The sequence below is a fragment of the Prevotella sp. oral taxon 317 str. F0108 genome, from assembly GCF_000162415.1.
GTDB classification, from domain to species: Bacteria; Bacteroidota; Bacteroidia; order Bacteroidales; family Bacteroidaceae; genus Prevotella; species Prevotella conceptionensis.
The window spans coordinates 182,065-198,986 of record NZ_GG740074.1 but is presented as its reverse complement, the minus strand read 5'-3'; the positions used below and the strand labels follow the sequence as shown (position 1 = coordinate 198,986).

Sequence of the window (16,922 nt, the reverse complement as noted above, 5' to 3'; positions counted from 1 at the left end):
TATCCGCCTGCATCCCATGGTGGTGATAGGTGCCCTCCTTGGCGGACTGTTGTTTTATGCCCAGGGCACCGAATATTTAAAAGTGTCTGATGTGCCTGTGGCCCTTTTGGCCTTCGCTACGCTGCTGAATCTTTTTCTAGTGCCTGCTTGGGGCGGTGTAGAGGTACGTGGTTTTGGCGAGATTTTTCCGCTTAACGGCCCCACATGGTCGTTGTTTTTCGAGTATATTGCCAACCTGCTCTATGTGTTGGCCATTCGCAAGTTGTCTACGCGTTGGCTTGCCATGTTGGTATTTGCCACAGGTGGTGCGCTGTTTGGCTACGCCATAACCAACGAGTACGGCAATCTAGGTGCAGGATGGACCTTCGCCAACTATGGTTTTTGGGGCGGATTGCTCCGCGTGATGTTTGCCTTCCCTGCCGGTTTGCTGCTTTCGCGCGTGTTTCGTAAGTGGCGGGTGCGCGGTGCTTTCTGGTGGTGTGGCCTAGCCATTGTGGCCGTTACTGTGCCTCCACGCCTAGGCGGAGAAAGCCAAATGTGGGTAAACGGCATATACGAAGCACTTTGTGTGTTGCTGGTTTTCCCCCTTGTGGTGTGGATAGGCGCATCGGGAGAAACCACAGATGCCCTTTCTACGCGTATATGCAACTTCCTAGGCGACATTTCTTATCCAATTTACATCATTCATTTTCCCCTCATCTACACCTGTTTTGCTTACGCAAAGAGGCACGACATACCTTTCTGCCAAACCATTCCGCAAGTCCTAGCCCTTGTGTTTGGCTGCATCGCCCTGGCGTGGCTATGCCTTAAATTCTACGATATGCCCGTAAGGCGATGGTTGCAAAAGCGATTTGTGTGAGCGCAACGAAGTAACACGCCTGCTTTTGCATGCTAACTGCCATGTTAAATCCCAATCGACCGTCAGACTGCTGATGCACACTATTGGCGCATTTCTTTGGCCATTTCTTTGGCCTTGTCGCCGGTTAGTTTGTGTTCTGCTAGATAATTGTCCATCAGTTGGGTTTTCTCTTTAAACTCGAAAGGTTTAGACAGCTTGCCAATGGCGGACCTAAGGGGCAGTTGTTGAAAGTAAGGTGCGGTGTCGCCAAGCCCTATTCTCGCGCCGTGCATCAGGTACGACTTGTCGCGCGGGTCGGCAGAGGCATCGACTTCAAACAACACTTGTTGGCCTTCAACAAGGTGAAAGAGGGGTGCAAGCATGAATGTGCCTGCGTGATGTGTGTCGAAGAAGTGGACATCGAGCAGCTTGGCCGATGCGTTTACACTGCGCATGAAGTGCATCAGCACGTTGTTTGGCCCGAAAACCATGCTGCCGTCGGCAAAAACCGCGCTGCGAATAAGGGCCGAATAATAATAGTTTGCGCTTACAGAGAGCGAAATGCCCATGCAAACGCGATTGTCCATCTTATAGGGCGAGGTGGCCTCCTTGCCTCGGCGGTGCACATATAGCTGGCCAAAATGGTTGGCTTGCAGCTCGTTGGTGTGCACGTAGGGGTCTTCGAACACGCCTGCGCGGTAGAAATAGCTTTCTAGCTCGATGGGATAGAGTTCCACCTCGCGCGCGCGTATCTTATAATGTTGTAGCAGTTGGGCTGTGGTTTGTTGCAGCACGCTTTCTATTTCAGCCTTTTGTGTGGTGGTGGCAAGTTGTGCCAACATCTCTTTCATGTTCGTTTCCATATCCTATTGGTTTTGCATTATCAGGACCTTTGCCGCGTAATGGCATCGGCCAACAATACAAAAGTAGCAAAAAACGGGGTAGGGTGTACGCGCCAGTAAGGAAAATTAATAAAGATTATTACTGCTACCTGCTAAAAGATTTGAAACGGCAAATGGGGTGTTCAGGTGGCCGACAAATAGAAAACTTGGTTTCACCTCTACCCCAAAGTAAGCCCCTCTTTGTTCTTCACTAGCGCGATATGGCGTGCGGTCGATTGGGTTAAAGGCACAACTGGATGAAACGTGAACGACCTGCGCGCCTCGTTGCCCTATGCACTTACCTCAATAAGGACTTAAACTTGTTCGCAACATTGCGCCCGTCATGTTTAGTCTTATTGCCTATGCCGCCGCACAGCCGTTGTTCTCATCTCGGAAAGAGGGCTTAAACTTGTCCGCATCATTGCGCCCATCATGTTTAGTCTTATCGCTTATGCCGCCGCATAGCCGTCGTCCTTACCTCCGAAATCGTCTATCAACGATTTGTTAAAACGGTAAACGTATTTTACAAAACGCATTCTTCGGCCGAACCATTCTAGAAGAAAATAACCGCCAAGAGCCATATAAAATGCACCCAAACGATGAAATTTCAGTGTTTTTTGTGCGCTTATCCCCTCCGTTTTTGGGCATTTACTATGCTTTTGCATTTCTCTTTGAAGAAAAATTCCCCAAAATTTGCATCCGAAACGACAAGAAAATGGTGCCTAATTGCTGGTTGTTGCAACGCATTTTGCCGCAAAACGCATCGCAATATGCACCAAAACGCAGTGCATTTTGCACCAAAACGCAATGCAATATGCACCAAAACGCAGTGTATTTTGCACCAAAACGCAATGCAATATGTACCAAAATACAAGCTAAAATGTAGCAAAATGTAGCCAAAAACCATAAAAAGCACCATTTTATGCGTTATTTATAGGCATTTTGATTATGTGGAATGAAAAACTGCGTGGTGGCGTTTGGTCGTTCACTTCATGTTGTTTTGCAATCCTAATACGTGCTAAAAAAGCATGTTTTTGCGCCTAATTCCTTGTAAATATCAATAAATCAAGTGGTTACAAACTTTAAAAATACGCGCGAAAATCCGACTGATGCCTGGAAATTTTACGGCGAAGGCACTTACAATGTTAAATTTCGGTACAAATATTTTACAATCTTATGGTTGTTGTTCCGTGCTTTTGTATGCTTGTGTTGAGTTTAATGCTTGTGCCAGTAAACGTGCACTTACACGGAATAACTTTGGGGATGAAGGATTGTTTGAAAGGGGGGCTTACCTTTCGAAAACGAAATCCGCAACGCCTATTGGTGGGCATTGCGGATAGAAAAGCCGAGCCGATTTGGAGTTTTGCGGACTAACGGAAATGACGAAACATTCCAATATGAGATAGAGAAACTGAGCTGATTTGGAGTTTAGCGGACTAAGGGCAATGACGGAACATTCTAATATGAGATAGAGAAACCGAGCCGATTTGGAGTTTAGCGGACAACCACAAGAGATTATTCATGCAGCACAAGTACGTATAGCGTTTCCCTAGGCTATAAGTCTTGGTTTTCTTTGCCTCCAAAGCCCCCTGTTTGCTATGGAAGTTGGGTGTTGTTCTAGATTTTCTTGTATGAGAAAACCAACCCAATAAAGCGCTATTGCCCCCTCACACAATCACCTTAATCTTATGATAATTGTTTCTAAACTCTGTTGGCGAGCATCCTTTCTTTCGCTTGAAGATACGGTTGAAGTTGCTCATGTTGTTATATCCGCACTTAAAGCTTATCTCGACGATGGTCTCGGTGGTGTCTACCAGCATGCGCGCAGCATGTCCCATGCGTATGTCGATGATGTAATCGCTAAGCCTGCGGCCTGTGTGCAGCTTGAAAAAGCGGCAGAATGCGCTCTCGCTCATGTTGGCAAGGTCGGCCAGGGTTTTAAGTCGCAGTTCGTACATGTAGTTATCCGAGATGTATTTCTTTACGCGAAGAACCCGTCTACTATCGTCTTCGATGTTCACTTTGGCGTAACTGGTGGTGGCTAATGTGCGCGCACCTGTGCTAAGCGACAGCGTGTGCAGTATGTCGAGAAACTGCATTAAGGCCCGAAAACGGTCGGTTATGCGGCTCATCTCGTCTAGTTTGTCGTACACCTTCATGATGGTGGTCATGGGAAACGCCAATCCCTTTTGCGCCTCTTTCATCATTCGGCGTATGCTTTCGAAGGGTGTCTTACCGAAAAACTGGTCGGTTTCGGTCATTCCCGCCCCGAAATTAAACTGAATGGTAATCTCGCGGATGTCTTCGCTCTTGCATTCGTGCTGTTCCCAAACGTGTTCTAGCGTGGGACTGGTGATGAGCACGAGGTCGAAATCGCCAATCACTTCGCTATTGTCGCCCACCGTTCGCCTCACCCCCGCGGCGTTTTCAACGAAGTTCAGTTCGAAAACGTCGTGGTTGTGCACGGGATAGGAGAACTCTTTTTTATGCCTGTCTGCGATGTACAGGGCATCGGTCTCCATCAATGGGGTTATTTCGTGTAGTACGTAAGTGTCCATAATGTAATCGTTCTTAGCCCCAACCAGTCAAGTTGTGGAGAAAAAGCCTCACCCCCAACCCCTCTCCGAGGGGAGAGGGGAGTAGATAGCTTGGCTGCTTTGGTTGTTATTAATGCTATTTTAGAATTTTATTCTTTCTTGCAATTTAGGATATTATTCTTTGCTTGCAATGTCGAAACAAGGCTATTCACTCCCCTCTCCCCTTGGAGAGGGGTTGGGGGTGAGGCCTCTTTCCACCACTTCCAAACACATCCTCGCATTATGATAGGGGCATTTCCAAAAGCCGGCCTTATCGTCTACGAGGTTTGGGCGTGCGTTTTCGTCACATCCCCAGAACCATTCGCCTTGTTCGTGGTCTACGATATGTTCGCGAGTATATTGCCAACAGCGGCGGGCGATGTCGAGAGCAGCGGTGTCGCCGAAGTGTTGGTAAAGGTCTATGTGACCAATAACACACTCGCACATCACCCACCACTGGCGTTGGGTGTCCACTTTACCCGTGTCTGTCCATCGTTCGTACACCATCGAGCCATCCGCTTGCAACCCCTCGTCGGCCGCTTTGGCAATGGCCTTGATAGCATGCTCAACCCTTAGTAGCACGTTGGGGTCGTTCAACTCCAACGCGGCCTCGTGTAATAGCCACACCGCCTCGATGTCGTGACCAAAGCTTTGTATGTTGCGACGGCCCTGCCAACGGTCGTCGAAGAAGAGGTCGAGATGGTTTGTCTGCGGATTAAGCAAGTGCGTAAGGAAGATGTCGATAAGATTGGCGATGCGTTCGGCCAACTGTGGCGTGCGCCACACGCGGTAAAGATTGGTGTATGGTTCGAGAATGTGCAGGTGCGTGTTCATCGTTCGCGACCCGTTTTCGTCCTTGTCGCTCAGTCGCATGTCGGCAATGGGCTGCCAGTTGCGCGTTAGTGCCTCCACATAGCCATTGTTCAGGCTGTCGAAGGCGTAGCGTTCGATGCAGTAGCAAAGGTCTTTTGCTTGCTGCAAAGCCACTTCATCGCCCGTGGCTCGTACATATTCGCTCAATCCGTAGATGGCAAAGCCAATGGCGTAGGTTTGCTTTTTGGTGTCGAGCGGACGTCCTTGGGCATCCAAACTCCAAAAAACGCCACCCTCTTGCGGGTCGATAAAGTGGGCAACGAAATAATCTTTAGCCCTAGTTGCAGCCTCCAAATATTCGGGTTTGCCCAAAACGCGGTAGGCCGCAGCAAAGGCCCACAGTATGCGCGCATTGAGCACCGCCCCCTTTTCGGCATCGGGCACGGGGTTGCCGTGCCCATCAATGCGCCCCAGAAAACCGCCACGGCGATGGTCTACCATCTTATTAAGCCAAAAAGGCAAGATGTTTTGGGTGAGTTCGTCGCGCAACTCGTTTTTCAACTTTTCCATAATCATTTCCTTTTTTCTTGTAGCTCGGCGGTTATTTCCTTCATCTTCGTTTCAGAAAGCGGATAGAAATAAATGAACGCCAACGAGAGGAAAGCCCCTGCGGCGGGCAATATCGAGAGGAACATCTTGATGCCTTGAATGGTTTCGGCCGACTGAACGGCATTGGCTTGGAAACCAAATTGGGCGAGCATCCAGCCTGTTATGGCCGTGCCGAAGGCCCAACCGAACTTCTGACTCATTGAAGACGATGAGAAGATAAGCCCTGTTGCGCGGTTGCCTGTTTGTAATTCGCTATAATCGGCGCAGTCGGCGTACATGCTCCACAGCAAGGGGAAGATGCTGCCTGCGCAAACACTGATGAGTGCTTGCAAGATAAAGATGAGCGCAAGCTGACCTTTGTCGAGCCAAAAGAAACCAATGCTAAGCACCGTTGCCACGGCCATAGCCGCCATAAAGGTGCGCCGCTTGCCAATGCGGTTGCTTATTGGGGCGGCAAGTATAACGCCTACGATGTTGGCAGCCTGCCCAACGGCGAGGTACAGACCGCTAAGCACGAAGGGTAGACCAAGGAAAGAGATGTTGCCCACGGCGGTTTCGTCTACGTAATATTTAAAGTAGTAGACCGTTGCGCCATCGCGAATGGAGTTGAACACAAGCGATGCCACACCCGCACCCAGCAAAATCCACCACGGACGATTGTACAACAGGTCGCGAAGGTCGGTTTTGAGCGAGTTTTTCTCTTGTTTCACGGGTTTTACGCGCTCTTTCGTGAGGGCGAAACAACCAAGGAAAAGCACGATGCACACTATGGCAATAACCACCACGGCCATTAGCCAACCAAACTGCGGAGCGGTGAGCCAACCACGCATGGGGCCGTTGGCATCGCCGCCGCCGAAAGCGTTTACCAACGGCATAAAGAGCAACAAGGCTACGAACGAGCCAAGATAGGCGAAGGTCATGCGGTAAGTGGCCAGCGTGTTGCGGTGTGCTGGGTCGGGACTCATCACGCCCAACAACGAGGCGTAGGGCACATTGATGGCCGAATAAACCATCATCATCAGTGCGTAAGTGATAAAGGCGTAGACGATTTTCCCCGTTTCGTGCATCGGTGGGGTAAGGAATGTTAGCACACCGATAAGCCCAAAAGGTACGGCCAGATAGAGCAAGTACGGACGAAAACGCCCCCAACGCGACGAGGTGCGGTCGGCTACGGCTCCAACAATGGGGTCGAAGAACGAGTCCCATACGCGAGTGATGGCGAACATGGTGCCGACAATGGCGGCCGAGATGCCAAATACGTCGGTGTAGAATATCATGAGATAGGCTCCGAAGAGTTTCCAAAACATCGACGACGACATGTCGCCCAGTCCGTAACCTATCTTTTCGCTAAGTGCAATCTTCATAATGCGCGGTTTTTGGCAATGAGTTTCTTGATGTTTTCAACACTAGCGGCGGTGGTTAGTCCGTCTTGCGGCGTGTGTAAGCAATAGTCTACCAGCCGCTCAATGGTCGACGTGGCCACGTGCATGCGTGTGTCCGACGAGGCGTAATAGATAAACACGCGCCCATCTTCGTCGGCAATCCATCCGTTAGAGAACGTCACATTCATCACGTCGCCCACATATTCGCCGCCTTGTGGCACCAAAAGGTAGCCGCCAGGCTGAGCAATCATCCGCGTGGGGTCGTCTAGTGCGGTCATGTACATATAGAGAACGTAGCGCAATCCGCTAGCGCAGCCCCTCACGCCATGTGCCAAATGCAGCCAACCTTGCGGCGTTTTGATGGGATGCGGACCTTCGCCGTTCTTCATTTCCATGATGGTATGGTAGTGGCGAGGGTTGATAATGGTTTCTTCGTGCACCTCGGCGTGGGTTATATCATCGACTAATGCCCAGCCAATGCCACCTCCCGAACCCGTGTCGATAAAGCCATCTTGCGGACGGGTGTAGAAAGCGTACTTGCCATCAACGAATTCGGGGTGCAGAACAACGTTGCGTTGCTGACTCCGCGTTTTGAGATCGGGCAGCCGTTCCCACGTTTTCAGGTCGCGTGTGCGTGCTATTCCGGCCGTGGCCGTGGCTGCCGAGAGGTCGGCGGGCTTGCTGTCATCGTGGCGTTCGGCACAAAACACACCGTAGATGTAGCCATCCTCGTGCTGGGTAAGGCGCATGTCGTAGATGTTTGTTGCGGGATTGTCGGTTTCGGGCATGGTTATCGGCTCGTCCCAAAAGCGGAAATTGTCTACGCCATTAGGACTTTCGGCCACGGCGAAGAAACTTTTGCGGTCGGCCCCTTCAACACGAACCACTAGCAGATACTTGTCGCCCCACTTCATTGCGCCTGCATTGAGCGTGGCATTCATCATGATGCGTTGCATCAAGTGGGGGTTGGTGCGTTCGTCCATGTCGTAACGCCACTCCAAAGGGGTATGTTCGGCAGTGAGTATAGGGTTCGCATAGCGTTCGTAAATGCCGTTGCCGTGTTCTAACATGTGGTTAGGGGTGGTGAGCAATGCCTCGTGGCGTTGGCGAAGTGCATTGAGTTTTGAATTGAATGTTGACATATCTTCTTATATTAGCTGTTTGAAAAGGTTCAATACCTCACTTATTTCTTTTATTCTGTAACTAACAACTCTTTAAGCAACGCACGCAGGGCAACGATGTAAATGCTCTGTACTGTCGCTACAAGATGCTTTGTACTGTCGCTACAAGACGCTTGTACTGTCACTACAAGATGCTTGTACTGCCACTACAAGGTGCTTGTACTGCCGCTACAAGGTGCTTTGTACTATCGCTACAAGAAACTTGTACTGCGACTACAAGGTACTTGTAGCATCACTAAACACGGCATTGCACTGATACGTTGCTAGCAGTTTGTTGGCAAGCGAGTTTCAAAATAACTATCCTTTCTTACTTTTACCTTTCTTCGATACCATCCAACAACCTTTTGTTGGTGCGCATTGCAACTGGCTACGGAAGAGGAACGCGCCCTCCTTGTGTATCTTCCTGAAATCGTTGGCGCAGGTTTTCTCAGGCGCTGGACCGAAGTTTTCTTCGGCTTTATCCCATGCGTTGCGCCAAAGCAGCACGTAACTGGGGGCAAATCCCTTGATGGCAGGCACCAAGGTAGAGCTATACCATTGGGCATCGGGCGTGTTTCGGTAGCCTGCCTCGGTTAAAGCGTACAGCTTGTTGTGGCTTTTGGCGTACTCGGACATGATGCGCATCTCGTTTTGGCATTGCTCAATGAAGACCGCACTGGCGTTATACTGGTACAAATCCACGCCAAGCACATCCACATAGCTATCTCCGGGGTAGAAAAGAAAATAGTGTTCGGGCGTATCGTTGGCCTGTGCGTTGGGCGAATAGCTCCAAACCAGGTTGCGCAAGCCTGCTTGCATCATGGCATCGAACGTAAGCCGGAACAGCGACTTGTATTGTTCGGGCGTGCATTGCTTACTTCCCCACCAAAACCAAGCACCGCTCATCTCGTGCCACGGACGGAAAATAACGGGCACGGCATGGCCTTTATCGTCTTTAAGCGAGCCCAAGAATTGGGCCAAACGTGTGTGCCAAAGTTGCATTTTGGCCACTTCTTTGCCGCCAGGGAGCACGGCTGTAACGGCATCTCCCTCCGTATTCCAAGCATCTTTACCCGTAACGGGATTGTAAGGATGCCAACTGATGGTTACGATGCCGCCCTTTTGATGGTGGGCAATAATCTGTTGGCGCATCTTATCAAAGGGAACGCCATCCAGATTTTTGTCGTTTCCCAGTTCTAGTCCGCCCAATTCGCAACCTAAAACGGCGGGATAATCGCCGCAAACATCGTTAACATCGCTGCGCCCAAACTCCCATTTCCACGTCGTTCCGTAGAAAAGGGCATCTTGATGACCGAACATCACGCCGCGTTTTTGCAGCGTTTTCAGACGTTCGATGAGTTGTTGTGCAGGCGTTTTCTGCACCTTTTGCTTTGCGTTTGCGCCCAAGGCGAGCATTGCTATTGCCATTGCTAGGATTATTTTTTTCATATCATTGAACATTGAAAGTTGCTTTTTGCAGGTCTTCGTCGCGGCTACTTCCGCCCACCATCACTTCAAACGTGCCTGGTTCTACGATTGGTTTCATGTTCAAGTCGTAGAGAGCGAGCTTGTCGGGCGTGATGGTGAACTCGATGGTTTTCTTTTCTCCCGCCTTCAACGCTACACGACGGAAGTCTTTTAACTCTTTTACGGGTCGGGCCACAGATGCCACAACGTCGTTGATATACAGCTGACAGATTTCAACGCCATCGCGTTTGCCCGTGTTTTCAATCGTTACGCTAGCCGTTACCGACGTCTTGCCGTCGTTGGGAATGTTGGCCTTATTAAGCTGTAAGTTGGAGTAACGGAAGGTGGTATAACTTAAACCATGACCGAAGGGATATAGCGGCGTGTTGTCGGCACACACGGCAGGATGGAAGAAAGCCGAGCGTTTATGGTTGTACCACGTGGAAATTTGCCCCACATGGCGCGGCATGGTCATGGCCAATTTGGCTGATGGGTTCACCTTGCCGTATAGTATTTCGGCAATGGCTTGTCCGCCATACTGCCCTGGTTCCCACGCATTGACGATGGCAGGCACGTGTTCGGCGGCATAACGAACGCTGAGCGGACGGCCACTGATGATAATAACGACCGTGGGTTTGCCCGTTTCGTTCAGTCGGCGTATCAGCTGTTCTTGCAGTCCAACGAGGTCGAGGTTATCGCGGTCGGTATCTTCGCCCGACGTGCGTTCGTTCCAACGGAACCGCATCATATACTCTCCACAACACACGATGTTAAGGTCGCACTCCTTAGCTGCCTCAACAGCCGCACCCACTTGGGCTTGCGACATGTTGCGCGGGTTCCATCCTTGGTCAACGAAACGAAAGTCGGTGGTGGGCGAAACACTTCTTAATCCGCGCAAAACAGTCCACACTTGCTCTTCGGGTTGCGGCTCGCTCCAATCGCCCATAATGTTTTGGTCGTTGGCATTGATGCCCGTCACCAGCACCTTTTTATATTTTTGCGCATCTAGGGGCAATAGGTTGTTGGCGTTTTTCAGCAGAACGATGCTGTTGCGCGCTGCTTCAAGGGCCGTGCGCTTGTGTTCGGGGTCGTTGATAACGCGGTCGCGCGTCTTCATATCGCTGTAAGGATGCTCGAAAAGTCCCATTCTGAACTTCACGGTCAGTATTCGGCGCACGCTCTCGTCTATCCTGCTTTCGGGTATTCTGCCCTCGCGCACCAGCTCAACCACGGCCGTTTGCCACTCTGGACCGTGCATGTGCATGTCCATTCCGGCCATAATGCTTTGGTAAAAGGCCTCTTTGTTGTTGGCGGCAGTGCGATGTTGGTCAACGCAATGCTCAATATCCATCCAGTCGCTCACAACAAATCCCTTGAATCCCCATTCCTTTCGCAACACGTCGTTCATCAGCCAGCTGTTGGTGTGGCAAGGAATGCCGTTCAATTCGTTGTGCGACATCATCACGTTCCAATCTCCGCCTTGCTGAATGGCAGCCTTGAAGGGTGGGAAAAACACTTCGCGCAGGGTGCGTTCGGATACGTCGCAGGGTGCGCCGTTTGTTCCATTGATGGCATAAGAGCCGCCCACAAAGTGTTTTACGCAGCCCAACACGTCTTGCGCATTGTCTAAATTGCGCTGATAACCCTTGTTGGTGGCCACGCCCATCAGCGTAACCAGATAGGGATCTTCGCCAAAGGTTTCGCCACAACGCCCCCAACGCCCATCGCGAGCCACCTCAACATTGGGGTTGAAGTTCCAGTGCATGTTCATGGCACGCATTTCTTCGGCTGTTTGTCGGGCTATTTTGTAGGCCATGTCCACATCAAACGATGAGGCCAAACCAATGTTTGTGGGGTAAACGGTGTTGCCCTTGCACTTGGCGTTGCCGTGAATGGCATCAATACCAATGAGCAAAGGAATCTGCAAACGGCTCTGCATGTTGAGCTTTTGCAAGTAGTTGGCCTCTTCGAGCGTGAGCACATGGAGGAACGACGACACCAGTCCGCGGCGTGTCCACGTTTCCATGTCGTGCACCGTAACGCCCGGATAGAAGGCGTTGGCGGTGTTGGTGGCCAGTTCTTCGGCGGTCATCGAGGTCGAATATTGCTTAAAATGCTCAATGCCCACAAGCTGGTTCATCTGCCCGACCTTTTCTTCCAGTGTCATACGGCGTAAAAGATCGTCTACGCGTTGCGCCACACTGGCCTTAGGATTTTTATAAAGTGGCTGTTCTTGTTTTGCCGACATCGTTTGAAGTGTTAGTGCCGCGAGGGCTAAGGATAATATTCGTTTCATTGCTTATCAATGTTTGGGCAGCTTGGCGATGCCTGCCTTAATCACGTTTATGGTTGATGTGTCTGACGAGAACACCGAGTTAAGCCCCTGTGCCTCTTGTGCTGGGTCGCCCGTATAGTCGTCACCAGGCTCCCATTGTTCGTGTTTGGGTTGCGCTTGTCCGCCCCAACCCCAGAAGTTGCAGCCTGCAAAGTAGCCGCCCTTGGCTGCATCGGCTGCCAAAAGCGAGAAAACATAGCCGTAATAAGCATCGCGGGCAGTGGTGGGCGACTGCTTTGAGAAGGCGAAACCATCGCGGGGATAGCCAAATTCTTCCATCACTAGGGGCTTGTTTATCTTGGCACAGATGGCTAAATGGCGGTCTATATACTCCTTGGTGTTGTCTTTGGCGCGTTGCAGGTTTTGCGATAGCGAGTCTTTTTTGGCCCAACTCCAATTGTAAGGCCAAATATGTATGTTGCAATAGTCAACGTTTGGGTCGGCGCAGATACGTTGCCACGAGTCGTAATCGGCCTCGCAACCGAACGCGCCTTCCGAACCTACGCTTACCAAATGCCGCTTGTCGATGCTCTTCATCATGGCCGCGGCCTTGGCCAACCATGCCTCGAACTGCGGCAAAACGGCCTTGTCGAAGGCGCGCGGCTCGTTACCAATCTGCCACGACATGATGGCGGGGTCGTCGGCATAGCGTTTCTTGGTGTAGCGGTTGGTGCGTTTGAGAATGAAACAGAGGTGATTGAAGAACAGCTGTTGCGCCTGTTTGTTGGTGGAGAACTGCGAGGCGTACTTGATGTAGGCCGAATAACCCACCTCGTTAGGCTGCAATGCCTTGCCCGCTCCTGCGTGTTCGAGGTAGAATCCATAACCTCCGCTCCACTCCCATGAGTTATTTAGATAGAGCACGGCCACCATTCCGCGGCGTTGAAGTTGCAGCATCAGATAGTCTAACCCATCTAATATGGCATCGTTATATACGCTGGGCGATGGTTGTAGCACGGGCGACACCTTCCATTTAATGCCTTCTTCGCCATCGCTGCCCACGAGAATGCGCAGGTTGGTAATGCCCAAACGTTTCATTTCGTCTAGTTCGCGGTTCAGTCTTTTTCTGTCTCCGCCCTTTCCTTTCGAGCCAAGAATGGCGCCATACCAATAGTTTGCCCCGATAAAAGTATAGGGTTTGCCGTCGCGATAAAGTCTTCCGTCCTTTACCGTAACAAATGATTGTGCCTTAACGGCTGTGGCACAAACCAGAAGTAGTGCCAGCGTGTAGTATCGTATTATATTCATTGCGTTGCGTTTATTTGTTTAGACTGAAATATTTGCTTGACTTCTTTTGACAGAAATACAGGCTGTTTTGACAGGAATATTGATTGATTTGACAGAAGAACATAAGGACATATTGTGGTGAATATATGTATGCTTCGGCTCGACTTTCATTTGTCCATCATGTCATTCCTCACAAAACTCACAGGGGATATTACTCCCCTCTCCCCTTGGAGAGGGGCTGGGGGTGAGGCTTTTTTAATTGTTTCTCCAGCCACTCTCGCCATTCTTCCCATTGTTCTTGAAACCAGAAGTGGCCCGTGGCGGGATATAGTTTCAGAGTTCGTAGTCCCTGAGTAACGTTATAGGCGGCGTATGCGCTGTTAGGTGGCACCACCTCGTCGTTATATCCAAACGAAAACCAGCAGGGAATGGTCAGTCGGCGGGCGAAATTCACGCCATCGTAATAGCCGCTTGTGGCCACTTTCTTAGCATCGGGCTGCTTTTGACCGTAGAAATAATGTGGCCAACCACAGGGTTTGCCGTGAAGAGAGGCGGTGAGGTCGCACATAGCAGGATGCACCACGCCCACAAACGTAACAGCAGGATGCAGTGCGCCGCACACCAACGACAGCATTCCGCCTTGGCTAGCACCAGTTACGCCAAGTTCTCTACCATTCCATTCGGGCAGTTGGGTAAGATAATCCACCGCCCTTAGCGCGCCGATGAAGATGCGTTTGTAGGCCATTTGGTCGCGATTGTCGAGGTTTGTCTCCCAATATCCGTTCAATGCGCCGTGCAGCAGGTCGTTGTACACCTGCTGGGGCATCGTTACGGGTATGCCATGCACACCTATTTCGAGGGTAATCACCCCGATATTGGCCTCTTCTACGTCGCCTTGGTAGGGTCTGACGCCCGCTCCCGGAACGCGAAGTAGCGCAGGTCGCTTGTCTTCGTAGGCAGTGGGTATGCAGAGAATGCCATAAATTCGGTTGCCGGGATTAAGTCCGTTAAAGCTCACTTCGTAAACCTGCACGCGCTCGGTACAGCGTTCGGGTAGCAGTCGGCGATGTGCATCGAGCGGGTAATAACTTGCTTTCTCATAGGCATCGGCCCAAAACTGGTCGAAGTCGGCAGGGCAATTGTCGGTGGGTTGCAGCGTTTCGGGGGCGTAACCCACAGTGCAAAGACCTTCGTAAGTCTTCTCGCCCACGTGCGCCCACACTTTAAGGCGATAGAAGCCAGCCGTTTTCATCGTGCCTTTCCATGTGGTTGTGCCGTCTTTTAGCACCACGCCGCTGCGTTTAACATCGGCATACATCACGGGACCGGCCTCGATGTCCACCTTCGCTTGCGGCAATGGACAGCCGTTCTTTAATACTGCCACGTTGAAAATGGCCTCTTCGCCCAGCCGATAATTCCAATTGGCGTGGTTGGGTTGCACCTGCACAACAATTTCGTTGCCGCGTATTTGCGCTACAACAGCAAGACTTACCAATAGGAAAAACCCTAAAATAAGCGTTATTCTTTTCATTATTATATGTTATTTTGAAGGGAATTACCCCCTTACTAACTTTGTACTTTACCCCTTACTACCCTTACTTCTTTACTGCTTACTACCTTTACTACTTTACTACTTACTCCCGACTCCTCGCTACCTTACAAGCCGATAAACAATCACATCTTGTGCAGGAACAACAAGTTTGCGTTCTACTTTCTGCTTGGTAGAAGTTTTTCCTTCCATACGTCCAGTCCACAAATTCTTCACCTTATATATATACTTGTCGAACTCGGTGCTGCGTTTACTCACCTCATCGTCGGTAAAGTTAAAGTCTTGCCAATTAAGATTGCAGGCAATGGGCTTGCGGGTAGGGTTGAAAATGGTCATCGCCCAATCGCCGTTTGCCAGCGGTTTAAACCAATAATCCAGCCCGTCGCGACTAAGAAAGCGCAACCCCTGCACGCCAAGCCTATCTTGATTAATGGCAATGAGGTCGCGATTGGTGAGTATGGCTTTCGTTTCGGCACTCATGTTGCGCACATCGTTGCCTAGGATAAGCGGACTAGCCATCATGCACCACATCGCGAAGTGGGCGCGGTCTTGGTTAACGGACAGCCCATTGCCCACTTCAAGCATGTCGGGGTCGTTCCAATGACCAGGACCAGCATAGCGGCGAAGACTGTCGTTCTTGTTGATACAGTCTAAAACACTATATTGCACATAGGTGGGAAACACGCGTGTGGAGTCGAACGAGCACCAAATGTCTGGTCCAATGCGCCACGAATGGCCTATATCTCTTGCCCAACGCCAAGGTTGGTTGTCGCCCCACTCGCACATCGAGAGGAAGATGGGGCGACCAGCAGCACAAAGTGCATCGCTTATCAGCTGATAAGCACCGCGAGGATTGACGTTAGTTGTGTTGCACCAATCGTATTTAAGATAGTCTACCTCCCATCGGGCATACTGCAAAGCATCTTGATATTCGTGTCCTAACGACCCAGGACGGCCTGCACAAGTTTCCGTTCCGGCATCACTATAAATGCCCAGTTTCAGTCCGCGAGCGTGTACATAATCGGCCAAAGCCTTCATCCCACTAGGAAAATGCTTGGAATCGGGTTGTATAAAGCCGTCGGCATCGCGCTGTCCATGCCAACAATCGTCTATATTAATATAGGTATAGCCGGCATCGCGTAGTCCACTAGACACCATGGCATCGGCAATTCCCTTGATAATGTCTTCGTTAATGTTGCCTTGGAACTTGTTCCACGAACTCCATCCCATCTGCGGAGTTTGTGCCAAGTTTTCCCATTTCTGGGCGAAACACATTGTGGGGAGCATCACAAAAGCCACTAGCCAAAGCTTTATTCTTTTCATTTCTGCAATTAATAAACGTTTAAGTGTAGGTTCTACTGACGATGCAAAGATAGAACTTAATTGCTTAACAAGCGTATACTATATTGATAAATATCAATACTTTATTTGCGAAAGCAGATAAAGGGGAAAGATGGCTGCGCCTTTAAAAGGTGAAAAGGTGAAAAGGTGAAAGGGTGAAAAGATGGCTAACGCCTTTAAAAGGTGAAAGGGTGAAAAGGTGAAAAAATGGCTAACGCCACCTAGGCATTTGGCTTAACTCCTTAACTCGATAACTCCTTAACTCCTCACTATAAAGCATTTGGCTTAATTCCTTAACTCGATAACTCCTTAACTCCTCACTATAAAGCATTTGGCTTAACTCCTTAACTCGATAACTCCTTAACTCCTCACTATAAGGCATTTGGCTTAATTCCTTAACTCGATAACTCCTTAACTCCTCACTATAAAGCATTTGGCTTAACTCCTTAACTCCTTGATTAATATTTCTATAAATTGAGAGGGGTGCAGGACAAGTCAACTCACTGGCTTATAAACTCACGAAAGTCTAACAGCTCCCGAAGAATTAACTCACAAATTCACAAATTTACAAACTCCCCAGCTCAAAAACTCATCCACCCAGAAACTCATTCACTAAAAAACACCCCGACTCAAAAATTCAAAAGCTCATCCACTCAAAACTTAAATCGTTGTCTTTTATTTTACAAAATGCCTCTAAATCTCGCTCTGTTCTAGCGAAAATATAGGCCATAAAGTAGGTAAATT

The 16,922-nt window shown here is 50.0% G+C and carries 12 protein-coding genes; 1 reads left to right on the top strand and 11 read right to left on the bottom strand.

Annotated features, from left to right (window positions below; translation table 11 throughout):
* On the top strand, positions 1 to 859 hold an 859-nt coding region (locus tag HMPREF0670_RS10220; protein ID WP_044078124.1), incomplete at its 5' end, for an acyltransferase family protein.
* Between the two features lie 80 nt (positions 860 to 939).
* Here HMPREF0670_RS10220 and HMPREF0670_RS10215 read toward each other — a convergent pair.
* The 11 genes from HMPREF0670_RS10215 to HMPREF0670_RS10165 form a co-directional block, all read right to left on the bottom strand.
* Complete coding sequence (locus HMPREF0670_RS10215) at positions 940 to 1,701, bottom strand: hypothetical protein (RefSeq protein ID WP_009231080.1); 762 nt, start codon at positions 1,699 to 1,701, stop codon at positions 940 to 942.
* A gap of 467 nt (positions 1,702 to 2,168) precedes the next feature.
* On the bottom strand, positions 2,169 to 2,315 hold the full coding sequence (locus tag HMPREF0670_RS16360; protein ID WP_232213903.1) for a hypothetical protein: 147 nt from the start codon (positions 2,313 to 2,315) through the stop codon (positions 2,169 to 2,171).
* 1,071 nt (positions 2,316 to 3,386) lie between these two features.
* Positions 3,387 to 4,277 carry an AraC family transcriptional regulator gene (locus tag HMPREF0670_RS10205; protein WP_044078122.1) on the bottom strand — a complete coding sequence of 297 codons (891 nt, stop codon included), beginning with the start codon at positions 4,275 to 4,277 and terminating at the stop codon, positions 3,387 to 3,389.
* A 183-nt stretch (positions 4,278 to 4,460) separates the two neighbouring features.
* Positions 4,461 to 5,678, bottom strand: coding sequence for an AGE family epimerase/isomerase (locus HMPREF0670_RS10200; protein WP_009231078.1), 1,218 nt, complete (start codon positions 5,676 to 5,678; stop codon positions 4,461 to 4,463).
* 2 nt (positions 5,679 to 5,680) lie between these two features.
* Positions 5,681 to 7,081, bottom strand: a complete 1,401-nt coding sequence (locus tag HMPREF0670_RS10195) for an MFS transporter (protein ID WP_009231077.1) — start codon at positions 7,079 to 7,081, stop codon at positions 5,681 to 5,683.
* Positions 7,078 to 8,241 (bottom strand): glycosidase, encoded by a 1,164-nt coding sequence (locus tag HMPREF0670_RS10190; protein ID WP_009231076.1) that lies wholly within the window; start codon positions 8,239 to 8,241, stop codon positions 7,078 to 7,080. Before HMPREF0670_RS10190 ends, HMPREF0670_RS10195 begins: the two co-directional genes overlap by 4 nt.
* Positions 8,242 to 8,577: 336 nt before the next feature.
* Positions 8,578 to 9,720 (bottom strand): glycosyl hydrolase, encoded by a 1,143-nt coding sequence (locus HMPREF0670_RS10185; RefSeq protein ID WP_044078121.1) that lies wholly within the window; start codon positions 9,718 to 9,720, stop codon positions 8,578 to 8,580.
* Positions 9,710 to 12,022: a glycoside hydrolase family 3 N-terminal domain-containing protein gene (locus HMPREF0670_RS10180; protein WP_009231074.1), complete on the bottom strand. Its 2,313-nt coding sequence runs from the start codon at positions 12,020 to 12,022 to the stop codon at positions 9,710 to 9,712. Before HMPREF0670_RS10180 ends, HMPREF0670_RS10185 begins: the two co-directional genes overlap by 11 nt.
* 6 nt (positions 12,023 to 12,028) lie before the next feature.
* Positions 12,029 to 13,309 (bottom strand): glycoside hydrolase 5 family protein, encoded by a 1,281-nt coding sequence (locus tag HMPREF0670_RS10175; RefSeq protein WP_009231073.1) that lies wholly within the window; start codon positions 13,307 to 13,309, stop codon positions 12,029 to 12,031.
* 190 nt (positions 13,310 to 13,499) lie between these two features.
* Positions 13,500 to 14,819, bottom strand: a complete 1,320-nt coding sequence (locus HMPREF0670_RS10170; RefSeq protein WP_009231072.1) for an acetylxylan esterase — start codon at positions 14,817 to 14,819, stop codon at positions 13,500 to 13,502.
* A 120-nt stretch (positions 14,820 to 14,939) separates the two neighbouring features.
* Positions 14,940 to 16,160, bottom strand: coding sequence for a glycoside hydrolase family 27 protein (locus HMPREF0670_RS10165; RefSeq protein ID WP_009231071.1), 1,221 nt, complete (start codon positions 16,158 to 16,160; stop codon positions 14,940 to 14,942).
* Positions 16,161 to 16,922 lie beyond the last annotated feature (762 nt).

Coding starts and splice junctions, on each gene's coding strand:
- HMPREF0670_RS10215 (WP_009231080.1), bottom strand. CDS start 1,701: ATGGAAACGAACATGAAAGAGATGTTGGCACAACTTGCCACCACCACA.
- HMPREF0670_RS10205 (WP_044078122.1), bottom strand. CDS start 4,277: ATGGACACTTACGTACTACACGAAATAACCCCATTGATGGAGACCGAT.
- HMPREF0670_RS10200 (WP_009231078.1), bottom strand. CDS start 5,678: ATGGAAAAGTTGAAAAACGAGTTGCGCGACGAACTCACCCAAAACATC.
- HMPREF0670_RS10195 (WP_009231077.1), bottom strand. CDS start 7,081: ATGAAGATTGCACTTAGCGAAAAGATAGGTTACGGACTGGGCGACATG.
- HMPREF0670_RS10190 (WP_009231076.1), bottom strand. CDS start 8,241: ATGTCAACATTCAATTCAAAACTCAATGCACTTCGCCAACGCCACGAG.
- HMPREF0670_RS10185 (WP_044078121.1), bottom strand. CDS start 9,720: ATGTTCAATGATATGAAAAAAATAATCCTAGCAATGGCAATAGCAATG.
- HMPREF0670_RS10180 (WP_009231074.1), bottom strand. CDS start 12,022: ATGAAACGAATATTATCCTTAGCCCTCGCGGCACTAACACTTCAAACG.
- HMPREF0670_RS10175 (WP_009231073.1), bottom strand. CDS start 13,309: ATGAATATAATACGATACTACACGCTGGCACTACTTCTGGTTTGTGCC.
- HMPREF0670_RS10170 (WP_009231072.1), bottom strand. CDS start 14,819: ATGAAAAGAATAACGCTTATTTTAGGGTTTTTCCTATTGGTAAGTCTT.
- HMPREF0670_RS10165 (WP_009231071.1), bottom strand. CDS start 16,160: ATGAAAAGAATAAAGCTTTGGCTAGTGGCTTTTGTGATGCTCCCCACA.